Consider the following 24,116-nt stretch of genomic DNA (forward strand, 5'->3'; position numbering starts at 1 on the left):
AAAAGCTTGGCCGCAGGGCCGAGTCGATTGGTCGCGGTCGCCTCGACAGTTAGCTTATGCAATGCTAACTTCGGGGCAAAGTTCAGGCGGATCGGCCGATGGCGGGCGTAGGTGAAGGAGACAGCGGAGGCGTGGAGCGTGATGACATTGGCATGGTGGCCGCTTCCCCCGTCGCGTCTCGGGTAAATGGCAAGGTAGACGCTGACGTCGTCGGTCGATTTGCCACCTGCTGCCGTGCCCTGGGCATCGCGGTTTACCAGCGTAAACGTCCGCCGGACCTGGCTGCCGCCCGGTCTGGTTTCGCCGCGCTGACCCGCGTCGCCCATGACCAGTGCGACGCCTGGACCGGGCTGGCCGCTGCCGGCGACCAGTCCATCGGGGTGCTGGAAGCCGCCTCGCGCACGGCGACCACGGCTGGTGTGTTGCAGCGGCAGGTGGAACTGGCCGATAACGCCTTGGGCTTCCTGTACGACACCGGGCTGTACCTGCGTTTTCGTGCCACCGGACCTGACGATTTCCACCTCGCGTATGCCGCTGCGTTGGCTTCGACGGGCGGGCCGGAGGAGTTTGCCAAGGCCAATCACGTGGTGTCCGGTATCACCGAGCGCCGCGCCGGCTGGCGTGCCGCCCGTTGGCTCGCCGTGGTCATCAACTACCGCGCCGAGCGCTGGTCGGATGTCGTGAAGCTGCTCACTCCGATGGTTAATGATCCCGACCTCGACGAGGCCTTTTCGCACGCGGCCAAGATCACCCTGGGCACCGCACTGGCCCGACTGGGCATGTTTGCCCCGGCGCTGTCTTATCTGGAGGAACCCGACGGTCCTGTCGCGGTCGCTGCTGTCGACGGTGCACTGGCCAAAGCGCTGGTGCTGCGCGCGCATGTGGATGAGGAGTCGGCCAGCGAAGTGCTGCAGGACTTGTATGCGGCTCACCCCGAAAACGAACAGGTCGAGCAGGCGCTGTCGGATACCAGCTTCGGGATCGTCACCACCACAGCCGGGCGGATCGAGGCCCGCACCGATCCGTGGGATCCGGCGACCGAGCCCGGCGCGGAGGATTTCGTCGATCCCGCGGCCCACGAACGCAAGGCCGCGCTGCTGCACGAGGCCGAACTCCAACTCGCCGAGTTCATCGGCCTCGACGAGGTCAAACGCCAGGTGTCGCGGCTGAAGAGCTCAGTGGCCATGGAACTGGTCCGCAAGCAGCGTGGGCTCACGGTCGCCCAACGCACGCACCACTTGGTGTTTGCGGGACCGCCCGGGACCGGCAAGACCACCATTGCCCGGGTGGTCGCCAAGATCTATTGCGGCCTTGGCTTGTTGAAGCGGGAGAACATCCGCGAGGTCCATCGCGCCGACCTCATCGGCCAACACATCGGCGAGACCGAGGCGAAAACCAACGCGATCATCGACAGCGCGCTGGACGGGGTGCTGTTCCTCGACGAGGCCTACGCCCTGGTGGCCACCGGCGCCAAGAACGACTTCGGGTTGGTGGCCATTGACACCTTGTTGGCCAGGATGGAAAACGACCGCGACCGGCTGGTGGTCATCATCGCCGGCTATCGCGCCGACCTGGACAAATTCCTGGACACCAACGAGGGACTTCGGTCGCGTTTCACCCGCAACATCGACTTTCCCTCCTACACGTCCCATGAGCTGGTGGAGATCGCGCACAAGATGGCCGAACAGCGAGACAGCGTCTTCGAACAGTCCGCGCTGCACGATTTGGAGGCGTTGTTCGCCAAGTTGGCGGCGGAGTCGACACCAGATACCAACGGAATCTCGCGACGTAGCCTCGACATCGCGGGCAATGGTCGGTTTGTGCGCAACATCGTCGAACGCTCCGAAGAAGAGCGTGAATTCCGGCTGGACCATTCCGAACATGCCGGATCCGGTGAGTTCAGCGACGAGGAGCTGATGACCATCACGGCCGACGACGTGGGTAGATCGGTAGAGCCGCTATTGCGTGGCCTCGGGCTCTCGGTGCGGGCATGACGAACCAGCAGCACGACCACGACTTCGACCACGACCGTCGCTCGTTCGCCTCCCGAACCCCGGTCAACAACAACCCCGACAAGGTTGTCTACCGCCGCGGCTTCGTCACCCGCCATCAGGTGACGGGCTGGCGGTTCGTGATGCGCCGAATCGCCGCCGGAATCGCATTGCACGACACCCGCATGCTGGTCGACCCGTTGCGCACTCAGTCACGCGCGGTGCTGATGGGTGTGCTGATTGTGATCACGGGGTTGATCGGCTCCTTCGTATTCTCGTTGATTCGGCCCAATGGGCAGGCGGGTAGCAACGCGGTGCTTGCCGACCGGTCCACCGCGGCGCTGTATGTGCGGGTGGGCGAGCAGCTGCACCCGGTGCTCAACCTGACCTCGGCCCGGCTGATCGTCGGCCGGCCGGTGAGCCCGACGACGGTGAAAAGTACTGAGTTGGACCAGTTTCCGCGCGGAAACCTGATCGGCATCCCGGGTGCGCCGGAGCGGATGGTGCAGAACACCTCCACCGACGCGAACTGGACGGTGTGTGACGGCCTCAACGCACCGTCGCGGGGCGGTGCGGATGGCGTGGGTGTGACGGTGATTGCCGGCCCGCTGGAGGACACCGGCGCACGCGCGGCCGCGCTCGGGCCCGGGCAGGCGGTGCTGGTCGACAGCGGCGCCGGCACCTGGCTGTTGTGGGACGGCAAGCGCAGCCCGATTGATCTGGCCGATCATGCGGTCACCAGCGGCCTCGGCCTGGGCGCCGACGTGCCCGCGCCGCGGATCATCGCCTCGGGGCTGTTCAACGCGATACCCGAAGCACCGCCACTGACGGCGCCGATCATCCCGGATGCCGGCAACCCGGCGAGCTTCGGTGTGCCGGCGCCGATCGGCGCGGTGGTGAGTTCCTACGCCCTGAAAGACTCGGGCAAGACCATATCGGACACCGTGCAGTACTACGCGGTGCTGCCGGACGGTTTGCAGCAGATTTCGCCGGTATTGGCGGCAATCCTGCGCAACAACAACTCCTATGGTCTGCAGCAGCCGCCTCGGCTGGGGGCCGACGAGGTCGCCAAGCTGCCGGTGTCGCGGGTGTTGGACACCAGGCGCTATCCCAGCGAGCCGGTAAGTCTCGTCGACGTTACCCGTGACCCCGTCACCTGCGCGTACTGGAGCAAGCCGGTGGGTGCGGCCACCAGCTCGTTGACTCTGTTGGCAGGCTCGGCGCTGCCGGTGCCAGATGCGGTGCACACCGTCGAGCTGGTCGGCGCCGGCAACGGTGGTGTGGCAACCCGAGTGGCGTTAGCGGCCGGTACTGGCTACTTCACCCAGACGGTGGGCGGCGGCCCAGATGCGCCGGGCGCCGGGTCGTTGTTCTGGGTGTCGGATACCGGGGTGCGTTACGGTATCGACAATGAGCCTCAGGGAGTGGCTGGAGGCGGCAAAGCGGTTGAGGCCCTTGGCCTGAACCCGCCCCCGGTCCCCATCCCGTGGTCGGTGCTGTCGCTGTTTGTGCCCGGCCCGACGCTGTCGCGTGCCGACGCGCTGCTGGCACACGACACCTTGGTGCCCGACAGCAGGCCCGCTCGTCCGGTATCGGCCGAGGGAGGGTACCGGTGAGCAGACTGATCTTTGAGGCTCGTCGCCGACTGGCGCCGCCGAGCAGCCACCAGGGCACCATCATCATCGAGGCGCCTCCCGAGCTGCCTCGGGTGATCCCACCGTCACTGCTACGACGAGCGCTGCCTTATCTGATCGGGATCCTCATCGTGGGGATGATCGTGGCGCTGGTCGCCACCGGGATGCGGGTGATTTCTCCGCAGACGTTGTTCTTCCCATTTGTGCTGCTGTTGGCGGCCACCGCGCTCTACCGCGGCAACGACAAGAAGATGCGCACCGAGGAGGTCGACGCCGAACGGGCCGACTACCTACGTTACCTATCGGTGGTGCGGGACAACATTCGGGCCCAGGCCGCCGAGCAGCGGGCCAGCGCGTTGTGGTCTCATCCTGACCCGACGGCGTTGGCGTCGGTGCCGGGGTCACGTCGCCAATGGGAGCGTGACCCGCACGACCCCGACTTTTTGGTGTTGCGGGCCGGCCGGCACACGGTACCGCTGGCTACTACGCTGCGAGTCAACGACACCGCCGACGAGATCGACCTGGAACCGGTGTCGCACAGTGCATTACGCAGCCTGCTCGACACCCAGCGCAGCATTGGCGACGTGCCGACCGGGATCGACCTGACCAAGGTTTCGCCGATCACCGTGCTGGGGGAGCGCGCACAGGTGCGCGCGGTGTTACGCGCCTGGATCGCTCAGGCGGTGACCTGGCACGACCCGACGGTGCTCGGGGTGGCGCTGGCCGCGCGTGATCTGGAGGGTCGCGATTGGAACTGGCTGAAGTGGTTACCGCACGTGGACATTCCCGGCCGCCTCGATGCGCTGGGCCCGGCCCGCAATCTGTCGACCGATCCCGACGAGCTCATCGCGCTGCTGGGGCCCGTCCTGGCAGACCGCCCGGCGTTTACCGGGCAGCCAACAGATGCGTTGCGGCACTTGCTGATCGTCGTCGATGACCCGGACTACGACCTGGGCGCATCGCCGCTGGCGGTGGGCCGCGCGGGTGTCACCGTCGTGCACTGCTCGGCCAGTGCGCCGCACCGGGAACAGTATTCGGATCCGGAAAAGCCGATCCTGCGGGTGGCTCACGGCGCTATCGAACGCTGGCAGACAGGCGGCTGGCAGCCCTACATCGACGCCGCCGACCAATTCAGCGCTGATGAGGCCGCCCACCTGGCGCGCCGACTGTCGCGGTGGGACTCCAACCCCACCCATGCCGGGCTGCGCTCGGCGGCCACTCGCGGCGCGAGTTTCACCACACTGCTGGGCATCGAGGACGCATCCCGACTGGATGTGCCCGCGCTGTGGGCGCCGCGACGACGCGACGAGGAGTTACGCGTGCCGATCGGTGTCACTGGCACCGGCGAGCCGCTGATGTTCGACCTCAAAGACGAAGCCGAGGGCGGGATGGGCCCGCACGGGCTGATGATCGGCATGACCGGTTCGGGCAAGTCGCAGACTTTGATGTCGATTCTGTTGTCGCTGTTGACCACACACTCCGCGGAGCGGCTCATCGTCATCTACGCCGACTTCAAGGGTGAGGCCGGCGCCGACAGTTTCCGAGATTTCCCGCAGGTGGTTGCGGTGATCTCGAATATGGCCGAGAAGAAGTCGTTGGCTGATCGGTTCGCCGACACGCTGCGCGGCGAGGTGGCTCGTCGCGAGATGCTGCTGCGTGAGGCCGGCCGCAAGGTCCAGGGCAGCGCGTTCAACTCGGTGCTCGAGTATGAAAACGCCATCGCCGCAGGGCATAGCCTGCCGCCCATCCCGACACTGTTCGTGGTCGCCGACGAGTTCACCTTGATGCTGGCCGATCACCCGGAATACGCGGAGCTGTTCGACTATGTGGCCCGCAAGGGTCGCTCGTTTCGCATCCACATCCTATTCGCGTCCCAGACACTGGACGTGGGCAAGATCAAAGACATCGACAAGAACACCGCCTATCGGATTGGGCTGAAAGTGGCCAGCCCCAGCGTTTCTCGCCAGATCATCGGCGTGGAGGACGCCTACCACATCGAGTCGGGCAAAGAACACAAAGGCGTGGGCTTTTTGGTGCCCGCGCCCGGTGCCACCCCGATAAGGTTCCGCAGCACCTATGTCGACGGGATCTATGAACCGCCGCAGACGGCTAAAGCCGTTGTCGTGCAATCCGTTCCGGAGCCCAAGCTGTTCACCGCCGCCGCGGTGGAACCGGATCCGGGCACGGTGATCGCCGATACTGACGAACAAGAACCCGCCGACCCACCACGCAAACTGATCGCGACCATCGGCGAACAACTGGCCCGCTACGGTCCGCGGGCGCCGCAGTTGTGGCTGCCGCCACTCGACGAAACGATCCCACTGAGCGCGGCGTTGGCCCGCGCCGGGGTGGGCCCCCGGCAGTGGCGCTGGCCGCTGGGGGAGATCGACAGGCCCTTCGAGATGCGGCGCGACCCGTTGGTGTTTGACGCTAGGTCGTCGGCCGGAAATATGGTGATCCACGGCGGCCCCAAGTCCGGCAAATCCACTGCGCTGCAGACATTCATCCTCTCAGCTGCTAGCCTGCACTCGCCGCACGAGGTTAGCTTCTATTGCCTGGACTACGGCGGTGGGCAGCTGCGGGCGCTACAGGATCTAGCGCACGTCGGCAGTGTCGCCTCAGCGCTGGAACCCGAACGCATCCGCCGCACCTTCGGCGAGCTCGAGCAACTGCTGTTGTCCCGGCAGCAGCGGGAAGTATTCCGTGACCGGGGTGCTAATGGCTCGACCCCCGACGACGGGTTCGGTGAGGTGTTCCTGGTCATCGACAATCTCTATGGCTTCGGCCGCGATAACACCGATCAGTTCAACACCCGTAATCCGTTGCTGGCCAGGGTAACCGAACTGGTCAACGTGGGCCTTGCCTACGGGATCCACGTGATCATTACCACGCCGAGCTGGCTGGAAGTGCCGTTGGCGATGCGCGACGGGCTCGGGCTGCGTCTCGAGCTGCGACTGCACGACGCGCGCGACAGCAACGTGCGGGTGGTCGGCGCCCTGCGCCGCCCGGCCGACGCCGTCCCGCACGACCAGCCCGGCCGCGGACTGACCATGGCCGCCGAGCACTTCCTGTTCGCGGCTCCAGAACTGGACGCGCAAACAAACCCGGTGGCCGCGATCAACGCCCGCTACCCCGGCATGGCGGCTCCCCCGGTTCGGTTGTTGCCCACCAACCTTGCGCCGCACGCCGTCGGCGAACTGTATCGGGGTCCCGACCAACTGGTGATTGGCCAGCGCGAAGAAGACCTGGCGCCGGTGATACTCGACCTCGCCGCCAACCCGCTGCTGATGGTGTTCGGCGATGCCAGGTCAGGAAAGACGACGCTGCTGCGCCACATCATCCGCACCGTCCGCGAGCACTCCACCGCCGACCGGGTCGCGTTCACCGTGCTGGACCGCCGGCTACACCTGGTCGACGAACCACTGTTCCCCGACAACGAGTACACCGCCAACATCGATCGGATCATCCCGGCGATGCTCGGGCTGGCCAACCTCATCGAGGCGCGCCGGCCGCCGGCCGGGATGTCTGCGGCCGAGCTGTCCCGCTGGACCTTTGCCGGGCACACCCACTACCTGATCATCGACGACGTCGACCAGGTACCGGATTCGCCGGCGATGACCGGTCCCTACATCGGACAGCGGCCGTGGACCCCGCTGATCGGTCTCCTGGCCCAGGCCGGCGACTTGGGGCTACGGGTGATTGTCACCGGGCGTGCCACTGGATCGGCGCACCTGCTGATGACAAGTCCGTTGCTGCGCCGGTTCAACGACCTGCAGGCGACCACGCTGATGTTGGCAGGCAATCCGGCCGACAGCGGCAAGATTCGCGGTGAGCGGTTTGCCCGATTGCCTGCTGGACGAGCAATTCTGTTGACCGACAGTGATAGTCCAACCTACGTGCAGTTGATCAACCCGCTGGTCGATGCGGCCGCGGTTTCTGGTGAAACCCAACAGAAGGGGAGTCAGTCATGACGTTGCGAGTGGTTCCGGAGGGGCTGGCCGCAGCCAGCGCTGCGGTGGAAGCGCTGACGGCGCGGTTGGCCGCCGCGCATGCGAGCGCAGCGCCGGTGATTACCGCGGTAGTGCCGCCGGCGGCGGATCCGGTGTCGCTGCAGACCGCGGCCGGGTTCAGTGCACAGGGCGTCGAGCACGCGGTCGTCACCGCCGAAGGTGTCGAAGAGCTGGGACGCGCCGGCGTTGGTGTGGGCGAATCCGGCGCCAGCTACCTGGCCGGTGATGCGGCCGCCGCCGCTACGTACGGGGTCGTGGGCGGCTGAGCATGGCCGCGCCCATCTGGATGGCTTCGCCGCCGGAGGTACATTCGGCGTTGCTTAGCAATGGTCCGGGCCCGGGTTCGCTAGTGGCGGCTGCCACGGCCTGGAGCCAGCTGAGTGCCGAGTATGCCTCGACGGCAGCAGAACTCAGTGGGCTACTGGGGGCGGTACCTGGTTGGGCATGGCAGGGGCCCAGCGCGGAGTGGTACGTGGCCGCGCATTTGCCATATGTGGCGTGGCTGACGCAGGCCAGTGCGGATGCCGCAGGAGCAGCGGCCCAGCACGAGGCCGCCGCGGCGGCCTACACCACTGCCTTGGCAGCCATGCCGACATTAGCGGAGTTGGCCGCCAACCACGTGATTCACACCGTGTTGGTGGCGACGAATTTCTTTGGGATCAACACGATTCCCATCACGCTCAATGAGGCCGATTACGTGCGCATGTGGTTGCAGGCGGCCGCCGTCATGGGTCTTTATCAGGCGGCTTCGGGTGCGGCACTGGCTTCGGCGCCGCGCACCGTCCCGGCGCCGACGGTTATGAATCCAGGTGGCGGTGCGGCGAGCACTGTCGGGGCGGTCAACCCCTGGCAGTGGCTCTTAGCGTTGCTTCAACAGCTCTGGAACGCCTACACGGGTTTCTACGGGTGGATGTTGCAGCTCATCTGGCAGTTCCTGCAGGATCCCATTGGTAACTCGATCAAGATCATCATCGCCTTCCTCACGAATCCCATTCAGGCACTGATCACTTACGGGCCGCTGTTGTTCGCGCTGGGCTACCAGATTTTCTTCAACCTGGTCGGCTGGCCGACCTGGGGCATGATCTTGAGCTCGCCGTTCTTGTTGCCGGCCGGGCTCGGGCTGGGCTTGGCAGCAATAGCCTTTCTACCTATTGTGCTTGCGCCCGCGGTGATTCCGCCGGCGAGTACTCCGCTGGCTGCTGCCGCCGTCGCCGCCGGGTCGGTGTGGCCGGCGGTCAGCATGGCCGTAACGGGGGCGGGCACCGCTGGGGCTGCGACGCCCGCGGCGGGCGCGGCTCCGTCTGCGGGCGCAGCGCCGGCCCCGGCAGCTCCCGCGACCGCCAGTTTCGCCTATGCGGTGGGTGGCAGCGGTGATTGGGGGCCGAGCTTGGGGCCGACGGTAGGTGGTCGCGGTGGTATCAAGGCGCCGGCCGCTACGGTTCCGGCGGCGGCCGCGGCGGCGGCAACTCGTGGGCAGTCGCGCGCGCGGCGGCGCCGGCGGTCTGAATTGCGGGACTACGGCGACGAGTTCTTGGACATGGATTCCGATAGCGGTTTCGGCCCCTCGACGGGCGACCACGGCGCGCAGGCCTCCGAACGGGGGGCCGGGACGCTGGGATTCGCCGGGACCGCAACCAAAGAACGCCGGGTCCGGGCGGTCGGGCTGACCGCACTGGCCGGTGATGAGTTCGGCAACGGCCCCCGGATGCCGATGGTGCCGGGGACCTGGGAGCAGGGCAGCAACGAGCCCGAGGCGCCCGACGGATCGGGGAGAGGGGGAGGCGACGGCTTACCGCACGACAGCAAGTAACCGAATTCCGAATCACGTGGACCCGTACGGGTCGAAAGGAGAGATGTTATGAGCCTTTTGGATGCTCATATCCCACAGTTGGTGGCCTCCCAGTCGGCGTTTGCCGCCAAGGCGGGGCTGATGCGGCACACGATCGGTCAGGCCGAGCAGGCGGCGATGTCGGCTCAGGCGTTTCACCAGGGGGAGTCGTCGGCGGCGTTTCAGGCCGCCCATGCCCGGTTTGTGGCGGCGGCCGCCAAAGTCAACACCTTGTTGGATGTCGCGCAGGCGAATCTGGGTGAGGCCGCCGGTACCTATGTGGCCGCCGATGCTGCGGCCGCGTCGACCTATACCGGGTTCTGATCGAACCCTGCTGACCGAGAGGACTTGTGATGTCGCAAATCATGTACAACTACCCCGCGATGTTGGGTCACGCCGGGGATATGGCCGGATATGCCGGCACGCTGCAGAGCTTGGGTGCCGAGATCGCCGTGGAGCAGGCCGCGTTGCAGAGTGCGTGGCAGGGCGATACCGGGATCACGTATCAGGCGTGGCAGGCACAGTGGAACCAGGCCATGGAAGATTTGGTGCGGGCCTATCATGCGATGTCCAGCACCCATGAAGCCAACACCATGGCGATGATGGCCCGCGACACGGCCGAAGCCGCCAAATGGGGCGGCTAGCTCGCGCTACATGGATGCAACACCCAACGCCGTCGAGCTGACGGTCGACAACGCTTGGTTCATCGCTGAAACCATTGGGGCGGGGACCTTTCCGTGGGTGCTGGCGATCACGATGCCCTATAGTGATGCCGCCCAGCGGGGTGCGTTCGTCGACCGTCAGCGCGACGAGCTGACCCGGATGGGGCTGTTATCGCCGCAGGGTGTTATCAACCCTGCGGTCGCCGACTGGATCAAAGTGGTGTGCTTCCCGGACCGCTGGCTTGACCTGCGTTATGTGGGGCCGGCCTCGGCCGACGGCGCCTGCGAGCTGCTACGTGGCATCGTCGCGCTGCGCACCGGCACCGGTAAGACCTCCAACAAGACCGGAAACGGTGTTGTTGCGCTGCGTAATGCGCAGCTGGTCACGTTCACCGCGATGGATATCGACGACCCCCGGGCGCTGGTTCCGATTCTTGGTGTCGGTTTGGCGCACCGGCCGCCGGCGCGGTTCGACGAGTTCAGCTTGCCGACGCGGGTGGGCGCGCGGGCCGACGAACGGCTGCGGTCCGGCGTGCCACTCGGGGAAGTCGTTGACTATCTGGGTATTCCGGCGTCCGCACGGCCGGTGGTGGAGTCCGTCTTCTCGGGGCCGCGCAGCTACGTCGAGATCGTCGCCGGGTGCAACCGTGACGGCCGGCACACCACCACCGAGGTCGGCCTAAGCATCGTCGACACCTCGGCGGGCCGGGTGTTGGTGAGTCCGTCGCGGGCATTCGACGGCGAGTGGGTCTCCACCTTCAGCCCTGGGACACCGTTTGCGATCGCCGTCGCGATCCAAACACTGACCGCGTGCTTGCCAGACGGGCAATGGTTCCCGGGACAGCGGGTGTCGCGGGACTTCTCCACCCAATCCTCGTAATCAGAAACCAGAAAGTGAGCACGATGTCCCAGGAACGGTCCCGCTGATGTCCGGCACCGTCATGCAGATCGTCCGCGTCGCCATTCTTGCGGACAGCAGGTTGACCGAGATGGCCCTGCCCGCGGAGTTGCCACTGCGCGAAATCCTGCCCGCGGTACAACGCTTGGTGGTTCCCTCGGCGCAAAACGGCGATGGTGGCCAAGCCGACTCCGGCGCTGCCGTGCAACTGAGTTTGGCGCCCGTCGGCGGGCAGCCGTTTAGCTTGGATGCCAGCCTGGACACCGTCGGTGTCGTCGACGGTGATCTGTTGGTGTTGCAGCCGGTGCCCGCCGGTCCGGCCGCGCCGGGCATCGTCGAAGACATCGCCGACGCCGCGATGATCTTTTCGACGTCGCGGTTAAAGCCCTGGGGCATAGCGCATATCCAACGAGGAGCGCTGGCCGCGGTGATTGCCGTGGCTCTGCTGGCTACCGGTTTGACGGTGACCTATCGGGTTGCCACCGGTGTGCTGGCCGGGCTGCTGGCGGTGGCCGGGATCGCGGTGGCTAGCGCGCTGGCCGGATTGTTGATCACCATCCGTTCGCCACGTTCGGGTATCGCGCTGTCGATCGCCGCGCTGGTCCCCATCGGCGCGGCCCTGGCGTTGGCGGTGCCAGGAAAGTTCGGGCCGGCGCAGGTATTGCTGGGTGCAGCTGGGGTAGCCGCATGGTCGCTGATCGCGCTGATGATTCCCAGCGCCGAACGGGAACGCGTCGTCGCCTTCTTCACCGCAGCGGCGGTGGTCGGGGCGTCGGTGGCGCTGGCGGCCGGTGCGCAATTGCTGTGGCAGCTGCCGTTGTTGAGCATCGGCTGCGGGCTGATTGTGGCGGCGCTGTTGGTCACCATCCAGGCGGCTCAGCTTTCCGCACTGTGGGCGCGGTTCCCGTTGCCGGTGATCCCGGCGCCGGGGGATCCCACCCCGTCGGCCCCGCCGTTGCGCCTGCTGGAGGATTTGCCTCGGCGGGTGCGGGTCAGTGACGCCCATCAAAGCGGCTTCATCGCCGCGGCCGTGCTGCTCAGCGTGTTGGGGTCGGTGGCCATCGCGGTGCGCCCAGAGGCGCTCAGCGTTGTGGGCTGGTATCTGGTGGCGGCGACTGCGGCCGCGGCCACCCTGCGCGCGCGGGTGTGGGATTCGGCCGCATGCAAGGCGTGGCTGCTGGCTCAGCCCTATCTGGTAGCCGGGGTCCTGTTGGTGTTCTACACCGCGACCGGACGCTATGTCGCCGCGTTCGGCGCGGTGCTGGTGCTAGCCGTGCTCATGCTGGCCTGGGTTGTGGTGGCACTGAACCCGGGCATCGCTTCGCCGGAGAGCTACTCGCTGCCGCTGCGCCGGCTGCTGGGTTTGGTCGCCGCCGGGCTGGATGTTTCGCTGATCCCCGTCATGGCCTACCTGGTCGGATTGTTCGCTTGGGTGCTCAACAGATGATCCGTGCCGCATTTGCGTGTCTGGCGGCGACCGTGGTCGTTGCGGGGTGGTGGACGCCGCCGGCGTGGGCGATCGGGCCGCCGGTGGTGGACGCCGCCGCGCAACCGCCCAGCGGAGACCCGGGACCGGTGGCGCCGATGGAACAACGCGGTGCGTGCAGCGTCTCCGGTGTTATCCCGGGCACCGATCCAGGCGTACCGACGCCCAGCCAAACGATGCTGAATCTGCCTGCGGCTTGGCAGTTTTCCCGGGGTGAGGGCCAGCTGGTGGCGATCATCGACACCGGGGTGCAGCCGGGCCCGCGACTGCCCAACGTCGATGCCGGTGGTGACTTCGTGGAGTCGACCGACGGGCTGACCGATTGTGACGGGCATGGCACCCTGGTCGCCGGAATCGTCGCCGGCCAGCCCGGTAATGACGGCTTCTCTGGTGTGGCGCCGGCGGCGCGGCTGCTGTCCATCAGGGCGATGTCTACGAAGTTCTCACCGCGCACATCGGGGGGCGATCCGCAGCTGGCGCAGGCCACACTTGACGTCGCGGTGCTGGCCGGTGCCATCGTTCATGCGGCCGACCTTGGTGCCAAGGTGATCAACGTCTCCACGATCACCTGCCTACCCGCCGATCGGATGGTCGACCAGGCCGCGCTGGGCGCGGCGATCCGGTATGCGGCGGTGGACAAGGACGCGGTGATCGTGGCGGCCGCGGGAAACACCGGAGCGAGCGGATCGGTCAGCGCGTCGTGTGATTCCAACCCGTTGACCGATCTGAGCCGCCCAGACGATCCGCGGAACTGGGCGGGCGTCACCTCGGTGTCCATCCCGTCGTGGTGGCAGCCCTACGTGTTGTCGGTGGCGTCGCTCACATCCGCCGGGCAGCCATCGAAATTCAGCATGCCCGGGCCGTGGGTGGGCATCGCCGCACCCGGGGAAAACATTGCGTCGGTGAGTAACTCAGGCGACGGCGCCCTGGCTAACGGACTGCCCGACGCCCACCAGAAACTGGTGGCTCTCAGCGGCACCAGCTACGCGGCCGGCTATGTCTCCGGGGTGGCCGCGCTGGTCCGCAGCCGCTATCCCGGGCTGAACGCCACCGAGGTGGTGCGCCGGCTGACCGCCACCGCGCACCGCGGCGCCCGAGAGTCCTCCAACATCGTCGGCGCCGGCAACCTGGACGCGGTGGCGGCCCTGACCTGGCAACTGCCCGCCGAACCCGGGGGCGGTGCCGCACCGGCCAAGCCGGTCGCCGATCCGCCGGTCCCGGCGCCCAAAGACACCACACCGCGCAACGTCGCATTCGCCGGAGCAGCCGCGCTGAGCGTGCTGGTCGGGCTCACAGCCGCGACTGTCGCGATAGCGCGCCGACGAAGGGAGCCCACCGAATGAACCCGATCCCTTCTTGGCCCGGCAGGGGCCGGGTCACGTTGGTGCTGCTGGCGGTGGTGCCTGTAGCGCTGGCCTACCCCTGGCAATCGACACGCGATTACGTGCTGCTGGGCGTGGCCGCCGCCGTCGTGATTGGGCTATTCGGCTTCTGGCGCGGGCTGTATTTCACCACGATCGCGCGCCGCGGGTTGGCAATCCTGCGCCGCCGACGCCGGATTGCCGAGCCCGCAACGTGCACGCGCACAACGGTGCTGGTGTGGGTTGGGCCGCCGGCATCGGATACGAACGTGCTGCCGCTGACGCTGATCGCCCGGTATTTGGACCGATACGGCATCCGCGCCGACACGATTCGCATCACCAGCCGCGTCACCGCATCCGGCGACTGCCGGACCTGGGTCGGGTTGACGGTGGTCGCCGACGATAACCTGGCGGCGCTGCAGGCCCGGTCAGCGCGCATCCCCTTGCAAGAGACCGCGCAGGTCGCGGCGCGCCGGCTCGCCGACCATCTGCGCGAAATCGGTTGGGAGGCTGGTACGGCCGCACCCGACGAGATCCCAGCGTTGGTGGCTGCGGATTCTCGCGAGACGTGGCGCGGAATGCGGCACACCGACTCGGATTACGTTGCGGCATATCGGGTCAGCGCCAATGCCGAGTTGCCCGATACGTTGCCCGCGATCCGGTCGCGTCCGGCGCAGGAGACCTGGATCGCGCTGGAGATCGCATATGCCGCCGGGTCATCAACCCGCTACACGGTGGCCGCTGCCTGCGCATTGCGGACCGATTGGCGGCCTGGCGGCACCGCACCGGTGGCCGGCCTGCTCCCGCAACACGGAAACCACGTGCCAGCCCTGACAGCCTTGGATCCGCGATCCACCCGCCGACTCGACGGGCACACCGATGCTCCTGCCGACCTGCTGACCCGGCTGCACTGGCCTACTCCTACCGCCGGCGCCCACCGGGCACCGCTGACCAACGCCGTCAGTCGAACATGAGGCCCTGCAGGAACACGGTCATCCGCCGCAGATAGTCCAACTGGCTCACATGCAGCAGGTGGCTGCCGGGGAACCAGTGCAGCGCACAGCGATCCCACTGCTTCCACAGCGTTACCGCGTGCTCGGGTGGAGCCATTCGATCGCCAAGGCCGGTGATGATCATCCGCCGGTCCTTAGGTAGCAGCGGCCGATAGTTCAGTGGGCCGTGGTAGGCCAGCCCGGCGATCAGCTCATCACGGCTGATGTTGGTTAGCCGCAGTCCTAGCTTGACGAGCTTATTGGCCGGAAACCATTCGTCGAACAGCTTGGCGGGCATGACGACGGGGCAGTTGGGGATGACAGCCTCAAGCCGACTTTCGACCGAAGCCAGCAGCGCAGACGTGTAGCCCCCCAGGGATATACCCGTCAGGGCGATACGGTCGACGCCGATGTGGCGCAGGTAGTCCACGATGGAACGAAAGTCATACACTGCCTGCGCCATCGCCTCGGCGAAGCCGCTCAATCCGCTAGTGAAATAGCCGAAACCGCTAAACGGCGAGAACTTTTCGGCCCGCTGGCCGTGAAACGGCAACGTGTACAGCAAAACGTCGTAGCCGGACCGGTAATACCAAGGCAGCGAAAAGAACAGCCCGTTGAGCAAGTATGACGATCCCATGAAGCCGTGGATGACGCACAGCGTAGGACGCGGGCCGTCGCGGTGGCGCCAGTGCTGCGCGTGCACAATGTTGTTGGCGGTCAATGCACTCCACCGCTGGCGCATCGTGGGGTTGATCGCCCGGAAGCCGCTGGCAAATGCGATGTTGTCCACGGTGCCGCGCGCAACCCATTCGGTGAGCGGGCTGGCCGGCCGCGAGGTGACCTTGGGCAACTCCGTCGGCGCCGGAAAGGACTTCGCCGGATCATGCGCTGCCGCAAGTTCGGCGTAGAAGTTCAGGTTGCTGCGCTCGCTGCCTTCGTTGACGTGACGTAGTGCGTTGGCGACAACGGCCGGAGTCACCGTCGCGGACAGCACCGACGCGACCGCGGTGCGCAGCGCGACATCGGCGATCGCCGAAGACTCGACGAGTATCCGCTGGCGGGCCGACAGCACCGAGCGCGAGGGCAGGCCCTCGGCGCCGGCATCCGCGCCGGGGACGTCGGGAATGGGGACGGGCGGACCGATCGCGTCGGCAGTGAACGTCCCTGACATCTCGGACATCAATGTCGATGGTAATCGCCAATGTGGCTGACCGCTGAAGGTTTCGACTGTATCGTCAATTTCTCACTCGGTCGAGCGCTTGTCCAGGAGCACGTACATGTGGGATCCCGACGTCTACCTGGCTTTTTCGGGTCATCGCAACCGCCCGTTCTACGAGTTGGTGTCACGGGTGGGTCTCGAGCGGGCGCGCCGCGTGGTCGACCTGGGGTGCGGGCCCGGCCACCTGACACGCTACCTGGCACGACGATGGCCCGGCGCGGTGATCGAGGCTCTGGACAGCTCACCGGAGATGGTCGCTGCCGCGGCCGAACGCGGGATCGACGCCACCACCGGTGACCTGCGGGACTGGAAACCAAAGCCCGACACCGATGTGGTGGTGAGCAACGCTGCGTTGCATTGGGTGCCTGAGCATTCCGACCTGTTGGTCCGGTGGGTCGACGAGCTGGCGCCGGGATCATGGATCGCTGTTCAGATCCCCGGCAACTTCGAGACGCCGTCGCACGCCGCGGTACGGGCGTTGGCCCGCCGCGAGCCGTATGCAAAGCTAATGCGCGACATACCTTTTCGTGTGGGCGCGGTGGTCCAATCTCCGGCGTATTACGCGGAGCTGCTGATGGACACCGGCTGCAAGGTCGACGTGTGGGAGACCACGTACCTACACCAGCTGACCGGCGAGCACCCGGTGTTGGACTGGATTACCGGAAGCGCGCTGGTCCCAGTGCGTGAGCGGCTCAGCGATGAGAGCTGGCAGCAGTTTCGGCAGGAGCTCATTCCGCTGCTGAACGACGCCTACCCGCCACGGGCCGACGGTAGCACCATCTTTCCCTTCCGGCGGCTGTTCATGGTCGCCGAAGTTGGTGGCGCGCGCCGCTCAGGTGGGTAGCCCCAGCCGCGGCGCCTCCGCTCGGTACCGGTCGACCCACTCATCAGAGCGCTGGTTGGCCTGCCGTTCCAGCATCGGTGCGGGCGCCAGTTTGGGATCCTGGCCGATGGCGTCAAGCACACTGGCCACAATCGCGGTCAGGTTGCGCCATAACACCGGGTAGGCGATATCGATCGGATCGATGCCTTCCTCGGCAAACCAAGCGCGCCAGCCGTTTTCCTGATCGCGCAGATTCCTGATGATGTGGGCGATGGCACCGGCGTGGTAGACGGCCTGCGAGTCGCGCTTGGGGTCCGGATGGCCCCGCCAAACCTGGGTTTGCACGGCGCGCCAGAACGACACCGCTTGTGACACCACATCGGGCCGGTGGACGTGCACGAAAACCGGTTCGTTGCCAATGACGTCGCGGATTGCCGCGCGCAAGCCATCCCCGGAGCGATCCGGCAATTGTGCTGCGCGTTGCTGCAGCAGCGCAGTCTGATTCCACATCAACTTGCCGCCCCAGACGCCGTTGGGCGTGCGACCGGAGGTGCGGACGTGCTCACGCCAGGCAACCGGCGTCGCGGTGTCCGGTGTACCGGGGTCCAGCGGATCGAGCAATTGCAGGATCGTGTCATCGTCGACCCCAGCGAACCACTCCCGGGGCTGGGGGGCCATCCCGGTGCTAGGCAGGTATTGGAAGAACTCCTGTGGTTCCCCGGCACAGCCCGTCGCGCGCAGCGATTCCACCAGCAGCGTGCTGCCGCTGCGTTGGGTGGCGAGCACCAGATACGGTCTCACAGCGCGGGACATCCGATGAGCCTAGCTGCAGTGTTCGTCGATGCCGCGGTCGGCGGCGATCGCTGACCGGCCCGTTGGCGTCTTGCGGTGGATCCGCAGATACGTTTCGGTGTAGCGCTCGGCGATGCGGGAACCGGCGAAGTCCGACGGAATGACGTCGGCCGTGCGCTGTCGCCAATCATGCAGTCGCACGGCCAGATCGGCCGCGATCGCGGCCACGCCCTGGGTGCTGTCGTCGCCGGCTAACAGGTTATTGGTCTCGGTGGGATCGGCGCGTAGATCGTAGAGTTCCCGCTGCGGGCGGGGCGCCTTGACCAACGGTGCGACGGCCATGCCGGCCGGGCTTTCCTGGATATCCCACGGTAGGTCCAGCAGCGGCCGGGGCGCGTAATTCTCGATGTAGCTGTATTCCTTGGTGCGGATTGCCCGAATCGGATCGAACGAGTCGTGATAGGTCTTGGCGGTGTATACGTGGTCACGCACCGCAGCGTTTTCAGTGTCCGGCGCGAGGAGGGCCGGTGCGTGTGACACACCCTCGACATCGGCGGGTACCTCGAGTCTCAGCAGGTCCAATAGCGTCGGAACCAGATCGACGCCGCTGAAAAGCTCGTCATAGACGCGAGGCGCCATCGCCCGGCGAGTGGGCGGGCGGATGATCAGCGCGATACCGGTTCCGGCGTCATACAGTGTGGACTTCGCCCGCGGAAATGCCGGACCGTGATCGGTGACGAACACCACCCAGGTGCTGGCGTCTAGGCCGGTATCGGCCAGTGTGTCAAGTAGCCGGCCAACCGCCTCGTCGGCTGTGGCGATAGAACCGTAGAACTCGGCGACGTCTTGGCGCACCTCGGGGGTATCGGGCAGATAGTCGGGCAGCTCGACGGCCGCGCTGTCGGCCGGCCGGTAGCGCTCATGCGGATAGGGCCGGTGGGTTTCGAAGAAGCCGGCGGTCAACAGGAACCGTTGTCCGTCTAACGCGGGCACGCGATTATGCAGCCAGTCCTGGGCTTTGGCGACCACGTATTCGCAGTAGGAGTTCGACACGTCGAATTCGTCGAAGCCCAGCCGCTTTGGGTAGGACGTCTCATGCTGCATACCGAAAAGAGCTGAGTACCAACCCGATTCGGATAGCAATTGCGGTAGGGTTTGGACCCCGGTGCGGTATTCCCAGCCGTGATGGGCCAGGCCGACCAACCCGTTGCTTTGCGGGTAGCGGCCGGTGAACAGCGAGCCCCGCGATGGTGTGCACAGCGGCGCGGTGGCATGTGCCCTGGTGAACAGGATGCCCTCGGCGGCAAGCCGGTCCAGCCGCGGGCTGTAGACGTCCGGATGGTGGTAGACGCCGAGATAGCGCCCCAGGTCGTGCCAGTGCACGATCAGCAGGTTCTCGCGCTGCCCTGTGGCACGCTCACTCGTCACCTTTGTCACCTCTCCAGCGAACCGCACCCGGCGCCGAAGCCGGACAATAGAGCCTATACGTCGCGAGGCACTAGATACGCCACCGATGATGGCGGTAGGCTCGCTGATTGAATCGCGGCGACGGCGTAGGCGTGTTGTGTCTTGGCGTCCAGGAGTCACGAGTCGACGGGAGGTTCCCGTGTCCTTTGTGATCGCACAACCGGAGATGATCGCGGCGGCGGCCGGTGAGTTGGCCAGCATCAGATCGGCGATCAACGCGGCCAATGCGGCGGCCGCGGCCCAGACCACCGGAGTCATGTCGGCGGCCGCCGACGAGGTGTCTACGGCGGTTGCCGCGCTGTTTTCCTCGCATGCCCAGGCCTATCAGGCCGCCAGCGCGCAAGCGGCCGCCTTTCACGCCCAGGTGGTGCGGACCCTGACCGTGGACGCGGGAGCGTATGCCAGCGCCGAGGCCGCCAACGCCGGGCCGAACATGCTGGCCGCGGTCAACGCCCCCGCCCAGGCGCTGTTGGGGCGCCCACTGATCGGCAACGGTGCCAACGGGGCGCCGGGCACCGGGCAGGCCGGCGGCGACGGTGGGCTGTTGTTCGGCAACGGCGGCAACGGCGGGTCCGGCGCACCCGGACAGGCCGGCGGGGCCGGCGGGGCGGCCGGGTTCTTCGGCAACGGTGGCAACGGCGGGGACGGCGGGGCCGGAGCGAACGGCGGCGCCGGCGGCACCGCCGGCTGGTTCTTCGGCTTCGGCGGCAACGGCGGGGCCGGCGGGATCGGTGTTGCCGGCATCAACGGCGGTCTCGGCGGCGCCGGCGGCGACGGCGGCAACGCCGGGTTCTTCGGCAACGGCGGCAACGGCGGCATGGGCGGGGCCGGGGCGGCCGGCGTGAACGCCGTCAATCCCGGCCTGGCCACCCCGGTCACCCCGGCGGCCAACGGCGGCAACGGCCTCAACCTCGTCGGCGTTCCCGGCACCGCCGGTGGCGGCGCCGATGGCGCCAACGGCAGTGCCATTGGCCAGGCGGGCGGCGCTGGCGGTGACGGCGGCAACGCCTCCACGAGTGGGGGCATCGGGATCGCGCAAACCGGGGGCGCCGGCGGCGCTGGCGGTGCCGGCGGCGACGGCGCACCCGGTGGCAACGGCGGCAATGGTGGCAGCGTCGAGCACACTGGCGCTACCGGCTCCTCTGCGAGCGGCGGCAATGGTGCCACCGGCGGGAACGGCGGGGTCGGTGCGCCCGGCGGTGCCGGCGGCAACGGCGGCCACGTCAGCGGCGGATCGGTCAACACAGCCGGCGCCGGTGGCAAAGGCGGCAACGGCGGCACCGGCGGCGCCGGCGGCCCGGGCGGCCACGGCGGCAGCGTTCTATCCGGCCCGGTTGGCGACAGTGGCAACGGTGGTGCCGGCGGGGACGGCGGGGCCGGGGTTAGCGCCACCGATATCGCCGGCACCGGCGGGCGCGGCGGCAACGGTGGTCATGGCGGGCTGTGGATCGGCAACGGCGGCGACGGTGGTGCGGGCGGTGTCGGCGGTGTCGGCGGGGCCGGTGCGGCTGGCGCGATCGGCGGCCACGGCGGCGATGGCGGCTCCGTAAATACCCCTATTGGCGGCAGCGAGGCCGGTGACGGCGGTAAGGGCGGCCTGGGCGGGGACGGCGGTGGGCGCGGGATATTCGGCCAGTTTGGGGCCGGCGGGGCCGGTGGTGCCGGAGGCGTCGGCGGCGCCGGCGGGGCTGGCGGGACCGGCGGCGGCGGCGGCAACGGTGGGGCCATTTTCAATGCCGGTACCCCCGGCGCCGCCGGCACGGGCGGTGACGGCGGTGTTGGCGGGACCGGTGCGGCCGGCGGGAAAGGCGGGGCCGGCGGTAGCGGCGGCGTCAACGGCGCCACCGGCGCCGACGGCGCCAAGGGCCTCGACGGTGCCACCGGCGGCAAAGGCAACAACGGCAACCCCGGCTGAGTCCGGATTCACCGAGTCTGTAGATACCGTGGTCCGCATTCGCAGTTTTGTGCGCCAACTACAGCCTCGATGACACGACCGCGGCGAATCCCGTTTCCCGGGTGCGGCGACACCGCGTCCTACGATTAGTAGGATCTCTGGTATGACGAAAGAGAAGATCTCCGTGACGGTGGACGCGGCCGTCCTCGCGGCGATCGACGCGGACGCCAGGGCGGCGGGTTTGAATCGGTCGGAAATGATTGAGCAGGCACTGCGCAACGAGCACCTGCGTGTCGCTCTGCGCGATTACACGGCTAAAACCGTACCGGCGTTGGACATCGATGCCTACGCACAGCGGGTGTACCAGGCGAACCGGGCGGCCGGAAGTTGATCGCTCCCGGCGACATCGCGCCGCGCCGCGACAGTGAACACGAGCTCTACGTCGCCGTCTTGTCCAACGCGCTCCATCGGGCCGCGGACACCGGACGGGTGATCACCTGCCCATTCATTCCGGGCCGGGTCCCCGAGGATCTCTTGGCGATGGTGGTGGCGGTCGAGCAACCCAACGGCACGCTGCTGCCGGAACTCGTGCAGTGGCTTCATGTTGCCGCGCTCGGTGCGCCACTCGGCAACGCGGGCGTGGCCGCCCTACGCGAGGCTGCCTCGGTCGTGACAGCTCTGCTCTGTTAGCCCTGTCACCGGCGAAGATACCTGATATCGCCAGATATCATCGGAAGATGAGTGATGTACTGATTCGGGACATCCCCGACGACGTGTTAGCAAGCCTTGACGCGATCGCGGCACGCTTGGGCTTGTCGCGGACCGAATACATCCGTCGGCGTTTAGCCCAGGATGCGCAGACGGCTCGCGTCACCGTGACAGCCGCGGATCTTCGACGCCTCAGGGGTGCGGTTGCCGGTCTGGGCGATCCCGAGCTTATGCGTCAGGCGTGGAGGTGACTGACCAGCGCTGGCTGATCGACAAGTCGGCGCTGGTGCGGCTCACGGACAGCCCTGACATGGAAATCTGGTCGAACCGGATCGAACGCGGCCTGGTACACATCACGGGCGTGACACGCTTGGAAGTAGGGTTCTCGGCCGAATGCGGGGAGATAGCGCGACGGGAGTTTCGTGAACCGCCGCTGTCTGCGATGCCCGTGGAATACCTAACCCCGAGAATTGAAGACCGTGCGCTCGAGGTGCAGACCTTGCTTGCCGACCGCGGACACCACCGTGGCCCGTCGATCCCGGATCTGCTCATCGCCGCGACAGCCGAACTGTCGGGCTTGACGGTACTGCACGTCGACAAGGACTTTGACGCCATCGCCGCGCTTACCGGTCAGAAAACAGAACGGCTCACGCATCGCCCGCCTTCCGCTTAAGGAGCCCGACCAACCCTTGTGATTGGCGTGGGGGGGCGCTAACGTAACTGTCTGTAACGTTCGATACAGAACTGGCGCCGGGGTGCGGCCGCGACTCTACGAGCCGAGACAAGCCGGCGCAAGGATGGCGCACCAGTGGGCGTTCCCGCCAAGAAAAAACAGCAGCAGGGGGAGAGGTCACGAGAATCGATTCTCGACGCGACCGAACGCCTGATGGCGACCAAGGGCTACGCGGCGACCTCGATCAGCGACATCCGCGACGCGTGCGGGCTAGCACCCAGCTCTATTTACTGGCACTTCGGCTCCAAAGAGGGCGTGCTGGCCGCCATGATGGAGCGCGGCGCGCAGCGCTTCTTTGCCGCGATACCCACCTGGGATGAGGCCCATGGGCCCGTCGAGCAGCGATCCGAGCGCCAGCTGACCGAGCTGGTGAGCCTGCAGTCGCAGCATCCGGACTTCCTGCGCCTGTTCTACCTGCTGTCGATGGAACGAAGTCAGGATCCGGCGGTTGCCGCGGTGGTGCGCCGGGTCCGCAACACCGCGATCGCCCGATTTCGTGACAGCATCACGCACCTGCTGCCATCGGACATCCCGCCGGGCAAAGCCGATCTCGTCGTCGCGGAGCTGACCGCGTTCGCGGTTGCGCTGTCGGACGGCGTCTATTTCGCCGGCCACCTTGAACCGGACACGACCGACGTCGAGCGCATGTACCGGCGGCTGCGGCAAGCGCTCGAGGCCCTGATTCCCGTCCTCCTGGAGGAGACATGAACACCGGAACCGCCGTCATCACCGGGGCCAGCTCCGGCCTCGGGTTGCAGTGCGCCCGCGCCCTGCTACGTCGCGACGCATCGTGGCATGTGGTGTTGGCGGTGCGCGACCCGGCGCGCGGCCGTGCGGCCATGGAGGAATTGGGGGAGCCAAACCGGTGTTCGGTTCTCGAGGTGGACCTCGCGTCGGTGCGGTCCGTGCGCAGTTTCGTGGAAACCGTGCGGACCACGCCGCTGCCGCCGATTCGTGCCCTGGTGTGCAATGCCGGCCTGCAGGTGGTGTCGGGCATCGCGTTCACCGACGACGGTGTCGAGATGACGTTCGGGGTAAACCACTTGGGTCACTTTGCTTTAGTGACCGGGATTCTCGACTGGTTGGCCCGTCCGGCGCGCATCGTTGTCGTCAGCAGCGGCACGCACGACCCGAGCAAGCACACCGGAATGCCCGACCCTCGGTATACCTGCGCCGCCGACCTCGCGCACCCGCCCACCGATCAGAACACGCCGGCCGAAGGCCGCCGTCGATACACCACGTCCAAGCTGTGCAACGTGCTCTTCACCTACGAGCTCGACCGCCGCCTCGATCACGGAGAACAGGGCGTGATGGTCAACGCGTTCGACCCCGGCCTAATGCCGGGCTCCGGCTTGGCCCGCGACTATCCGCCGATCCTGCGACTGGCGTACCGTCTCCTGTCGCCGATGCTGCGCGTCCTTCCCTTCGTTCACAGCACCCGGGTCTCCGGCGAACACCTGGCGGCGCTGGCGGTCGATCCGCGGTTCGCGGGCGTGACGGGCCAATATTTCGCGGGCGCCAAGGCGATCCGGTCTTCCGCCGAGTCCTACGATCGGGCAAAGGCGCTCGACCTCTGGGAGACCAGTGAACGGCTGCTGGCCCAGGTGACATAGCTGCG

At 67.0% G+C, this 24,116-nt stretch carries 22 protein-coding genes; 19 read left to right on the top strand and 3 right to left on the bottom strand.

All coding sequences use genetic code 11. From position 1 onward, the window contains the following. Positions 1-98: 98 nt before the first annotated feature. Genes eccA3 through eccE3 form a run of 11 tightly spaced genes read left to right on the top strand, consistent with a single transcriptional unit; the run spans position 99 to position 14,844 of the window. Complete coding sequence (gene eccA3, locus Rv0282; RefSeq protein NP_214796.1) at positions 99-1,994, top strand: ESX-3 secretion system protein EccA; 1,896 nt, start codon at positions 99-101, stop codon at positions 1,992-1,994. Further along, positions 1,991-3,607, top strand: a complete 1,617-nt coding sequence (gene eccB3 / locus Rv0283) for an ESX-3 secretion system protein EccB3 (protein ID NP_214797.1) — start codon at positions 1,991-1,993, stop codon at positions 3,605-3,607. The genes eccA3 and eccB3 overlap by 4 nt, the downstream gene beginning before the upstream one ends. Next, positions 3,604-7,596 carry an ESX-3 secretion system protein EccC3 gene (gene eccC3, locus Rv0284; RefSeq protein ID NP_214798.1) on the top strand — a complete coding sequence of 1,331 codons (3,993 nt, stop codon included), beginning with the start codon at positions 3,604-3,606 and terminating at the stop codon, positions 7,594-7,596. Before eccB3 ends, eccC3 begins: the two co-directional genes overlap by 4 nt. Continuing rightward, positions 7,593-7,901, top strand: coding sequence for a PE family protein PE5 (gene PE5 / locus Rv0285; RefSeq protein ID YP_177710.1), 309 nt, complete (start codon positions 7,593-7,595; stop codon positions 7,899-7,901). The genes eccC3 and PE5 overlap by 4 nt, the downstream gene beginning before the upstream one ends. Before the next feature lie 2 nt (positions 7,902-7,903). Beyond that, entirely contained in the window at positions 7,904-9,445 is a 1,542-nt protein-coding gene (gene PPE4, locus Rv0286; protein YP_177711.1) for a PPE family protein PPE4, read from the top strand. A 48-nt stretch (positions 9,446-9,493) separates the two neighbouring features. Beyond that, positions 9,494-9,787, top strand: a complete 294-nt coding sequence (gene esxG / locus Rv0287; RefSeq protein ID NP_214801.1) for an ESAT-6 like protein EsxG — start codon at positions 9,494-9,496, stop codon at positions 9,785-9,787. Positions 9,788-9,816: 29 nt separating this feature from the next. Next, on the top strand, positions 9,817-10,107 hold the full coding sequence (gene esxH, locus Rv0288) for an ESAT-6-like protein EsxH (protein NP_214802.1): 291 nt from the start codon (positions 9,817-9,819) through the stop codon (positions 10,105-10,107). A 10-nt stretch (positions 10,108-10,117) separates the two neighbouring features. Beyond that, positions 10,118-11,005, top strand: coding sequence for an ESX-3 secretion-associated protein EspG3 (gene espG3 / locus Rv0289; protein ID NP_214803.1), 888 nt, complete (start codon positions 10,118-10,120; stop codon positions 11,003-11,005). 46 nt (positions 11,006-11,051) lie between these two features. Beyond that, positions 11,052-12,470 (top strand): ESX-3 secretion system protein EccD, encoded by a 1,419-nt coding sequence (gene eccD3 / locus Rv0290; RefSeq protein ID NP_214804.1) that lies wholly within the window; start codon positions 11,052-11,054, stop codon positions 12,468-12,470. After that, the gene (gene mycP3 / locus Rv0291) at positions 12,467-13,852 is read left to right on the top strand and encodes a membrane-anchored mycosin MycP (RefSeq protein ID NP_214805.1); all 1,386 of its coding nucleotides are present in this window, start codon (positions 12,467-12,469) and stop codon (positions 13,850-13,852) included. The genes eccD3 and mycP3 overlap by 4 nt, the downstream gene beginning before the upstream one ends. Continuing rightward, positions 13,849-14,844 carry an ESX-3 secretion system protein EccE gene (gene eccE3, locus Rv0292; protein ID NP_214806.1) on the top strand — a complete coding sequence of 332 codons (996 nt, stop codon included), beginning with the start codon at positions 13,849-13,851 and terminating at the stop codon, positions 14,842-14,844. The genes mycP3 and eccE3 overlap by 4 nt, the downstream gene beginning before the upstream one ends. On the opposite strand, the gene Rv0293c is transcribed toward eccE3, so the two are convergent. Beyond that, positions 14,831-16,033 carry a hypothetical protein gene (locus Rv0293c; protein NP_214807.1) on the bottom strand — a complete coding sequence of 401 codons (1,203 nt, stop codon included), beginning with the start codon at positions 16,031-16,033 and terminating at the stop codon, positions 14,831-14,833. The two genes, eccE3 and Rv0293c, sit on opposite strands and share 14 nt — an antisense overlap. A 106-nt stretch (positions 16,034-16,139) precedes the next feature. Between Rv0293c and tam the strand changes: the two genes are divergently transcribed. Continuing rightward, positions 16,140-16,925, top strand: coding sequence for a trans-aconitate methyltransferase (gene tam / locus Rv0294; protein NP_214808.1), 786 nt, complete (start codon positions 16,140-16,142; stop codon positions 16,923-16,925). Here the strand turns inward: tam and Rv0295c are convergent. Both Rv0295c and Rv0296c read right to left on the bottom strand, forming a co-directional pair. After that, positions 16,914-17,717: a hypothetical protein gene (locus tag Rv0295c; protein NP_214809.1), complete on the bottom strand. Its 804-nt coding sequence runs from the start codon at positions 17,715-17,717 to the stop codon at positions 16,914-16,916. The genes tam and Rv0295c overlap by 12 nt on opposite strands. A gap of 9 nt (positions 17,718-17,726) precedes the next feature. After that, a complete protein-coding gene (locus tag Rv0296c) occupies positions 17,727-19,124 on the bottom strand; it encodes a sulfatase (protein ID YP_177712.1) in 1,398 nt (465 codons plus the stop codon). Positions 19,125-19,302: 178 nt separating this feature from the next. Between Rv0296c and PE_PGRS5 the strand changes: the two genes are divergently transcribed. The 7 genes from PE_PGRS5 (at position 19,303) to Rv0303 (ending at position 24,111) form a co-directional block, all read left to right on the top strand. Beyond that, a complete protein-coding gene (gene PE_PGRS5 / locus Rv0297; protein YP_177713.1) occupies positions 19,303-21,078 on the top strand; it encodes a PE-PGRS family protein PE_PGRS5 in 1,776 nt (591 codons plus the stop codon). Between the two features lie 142 nt (positions 21,079-21,220). Continuing rightward, positions 21,221-21,448, top strand: a complete 228-nt coding sequence (locus Rv0298) for an antitoxin (RefSeq protein ID NP_214812.1) — start codon at positions 21,221-21,223, stop codon at positions 21,446-21,448. Beyond that, complete coding sequence (locus Rv0299) at positions 21,445-21,747, top strand: toxin (RefSeq protein ID NP_214813.1); 303 nt, start codon at positions 21,445-21,447, stop codon at positions 21,745-21,747. The genes Rv0298 and Rv0299 overlap by 4 nt, the downstream gene beginning before the upstream one ends. Positions 21,748-21,794: 47 nt before the next feature. After that, positions 21,795-22,016, top strand: coding sequence for an antitoxin VapB2 (vapB2, locus tag Rv0300; RefSeq protein ID NP_214814.1), 222 nt, complete (start codon positions 21,795-21,797; stop codon positions 22,014-22,016). Next, positions 22,013-22,438, top strand: coding sequence for a ribonuclease VapC2 (gene vapC2, locus Rv0301; protein NP_214815.1), 426 nt, complete (start codon positions 22,013-22,015; stop codon positions 22,436-22,438). Before vapB2 ends, vapC2 begins: the two co-directional genes overlap by 4 nt. A gap of 135 nt (positions 22,439-22,573) precedes the next feature. Beyond that, entirely contained in the window at positions 22,574-23,206 is a 633-nt protein-coding gene (locus Rv0302; protein ID NP_214816.1) for a transcriptional regulator, read from the top strand. Beyond that, a complete protein-coding gene (locus tag Rv0303) occupies positions 23,203-24,111 on the top strand; it encodes a dehydrogenase/reductase (protein NP_214817.1) in 909 nt (302 codons plus the stop codon). Before Rv0302 ends, Rv0303 begins: the two co-directional genes overlap by 4 nt. The last annotated feature ends 5 nt before the right edge of the window (positions 24,112-24,116 follow it).

The sequence above is a fragment of the Mycobacterium tuberculosis H37Rv genome (genome assembly GCF_000195955.2).
GTDB lineage: Bacteria > Actinomycetota > Actinomycetes > Mycobacteriales > Mycobacteriaceae > Mycobacterium > Mycobacterium tuberculosis.

Coding starts and splice junctions, on each gene's coding strand:
- eccB3 (NP_214797.1), top strand. CDS start 1,991: ATGACGAACCAGCAGCACGACCACGACTTCGACCACGACCGTCGCTCG.
- Rv0298 (NP_214812.1), top strand. CDS start 21,221: ATGACGAAAGAGAAGATCTCCGTGACGGTGGACGCGGCCGTCCTCGCG.
- PE5 (YP_177710.1), top strand. CDS start 7,593: ATGACGTTGCGAGTGGTTCCGGAGGGGCTGGCCGCAGCCAGCGCTGCG.
- esxG (NP_214801.1), top strand. CDS start 9,494: ATGAGCCTTTTGGATGCTCATATCCCACAGTTGGTGGCCTCCCAGTCG.
- eccA3 (NP_214796.1), top strand. CDS start 99: ATGGCGGGCGTAGGTGAAGGAGACAGCGGAGGCGTGGAGCGTGATGAC.
- eccD3 (NP_214804.1), top strand. CDS start 11,052: ATGTCCGGCACCGTCATGCAGATCGTCCGCGTCGCCATTCTTGCGGAC.
- Rv0295c (NP_214809.1), bottom strand. CDS start 17,717: ATGTCCCGCGCTGTGAGACCGTATCTGGTGCTCGCCACCCAACGCAGC.
- esxH (NP_214802.1), top strand. CDS start 9,817: ATGTCGCAAATCATGTACAACTACCCCGCGATGTTGGGTCACGCCGGG.
- mycP3 (NP_214805.1), top strand. CDS start 12,467: ATGATCCGTGCCGCATTTGCGTGTCTGGCGGCGACCGTGGTCGTTGCG.
- espG3 (NP_214803.1), top strand. CDS start 10,118: ATGGATGCAACACCCAACGCCGTCGAGCTGACGGTCGACAACGCTTGG.
- Rv0293c (NP_214807.1), bottom strand. CDS start 16,033: ATGTCAGGGACGTTCACTGCCGACGCGATCGGTCCGCCCGTCCCCATT.
- tam (NP_214808.1), top strand. CDS start 16,140: ATGTGGGATCCCGACGTCTACCTGGCTTTTTCGGGTCATCGCAACCGC.
- PPE4 (YP_177711.1), top strand. CDS start 7,904: ATGGCCGCGCCCATCTGGATGGCTTCGCCGCCGGAGGTACATTCGGCG.
- vapB2 (NP_214814.1), top strand. CDS start 21,795: ATGAGTGATGTACTGATTCGGGACATCCCCGACGACGTGTTAGCAAGC.
- eccE3 (NP_214806.1), top strand. CDS start 13,849: ATGAACCCGATCCCTTCTTGGCCCGGCAGGGGCCGGGTCACGTTGGTG.
- Rv0303 (NP_214817.1), top strand. CDS start 23,203: ATGAACACCGGAACCGCCGTCATCACCGGGGCCAGCTCCGGCCTCGGG.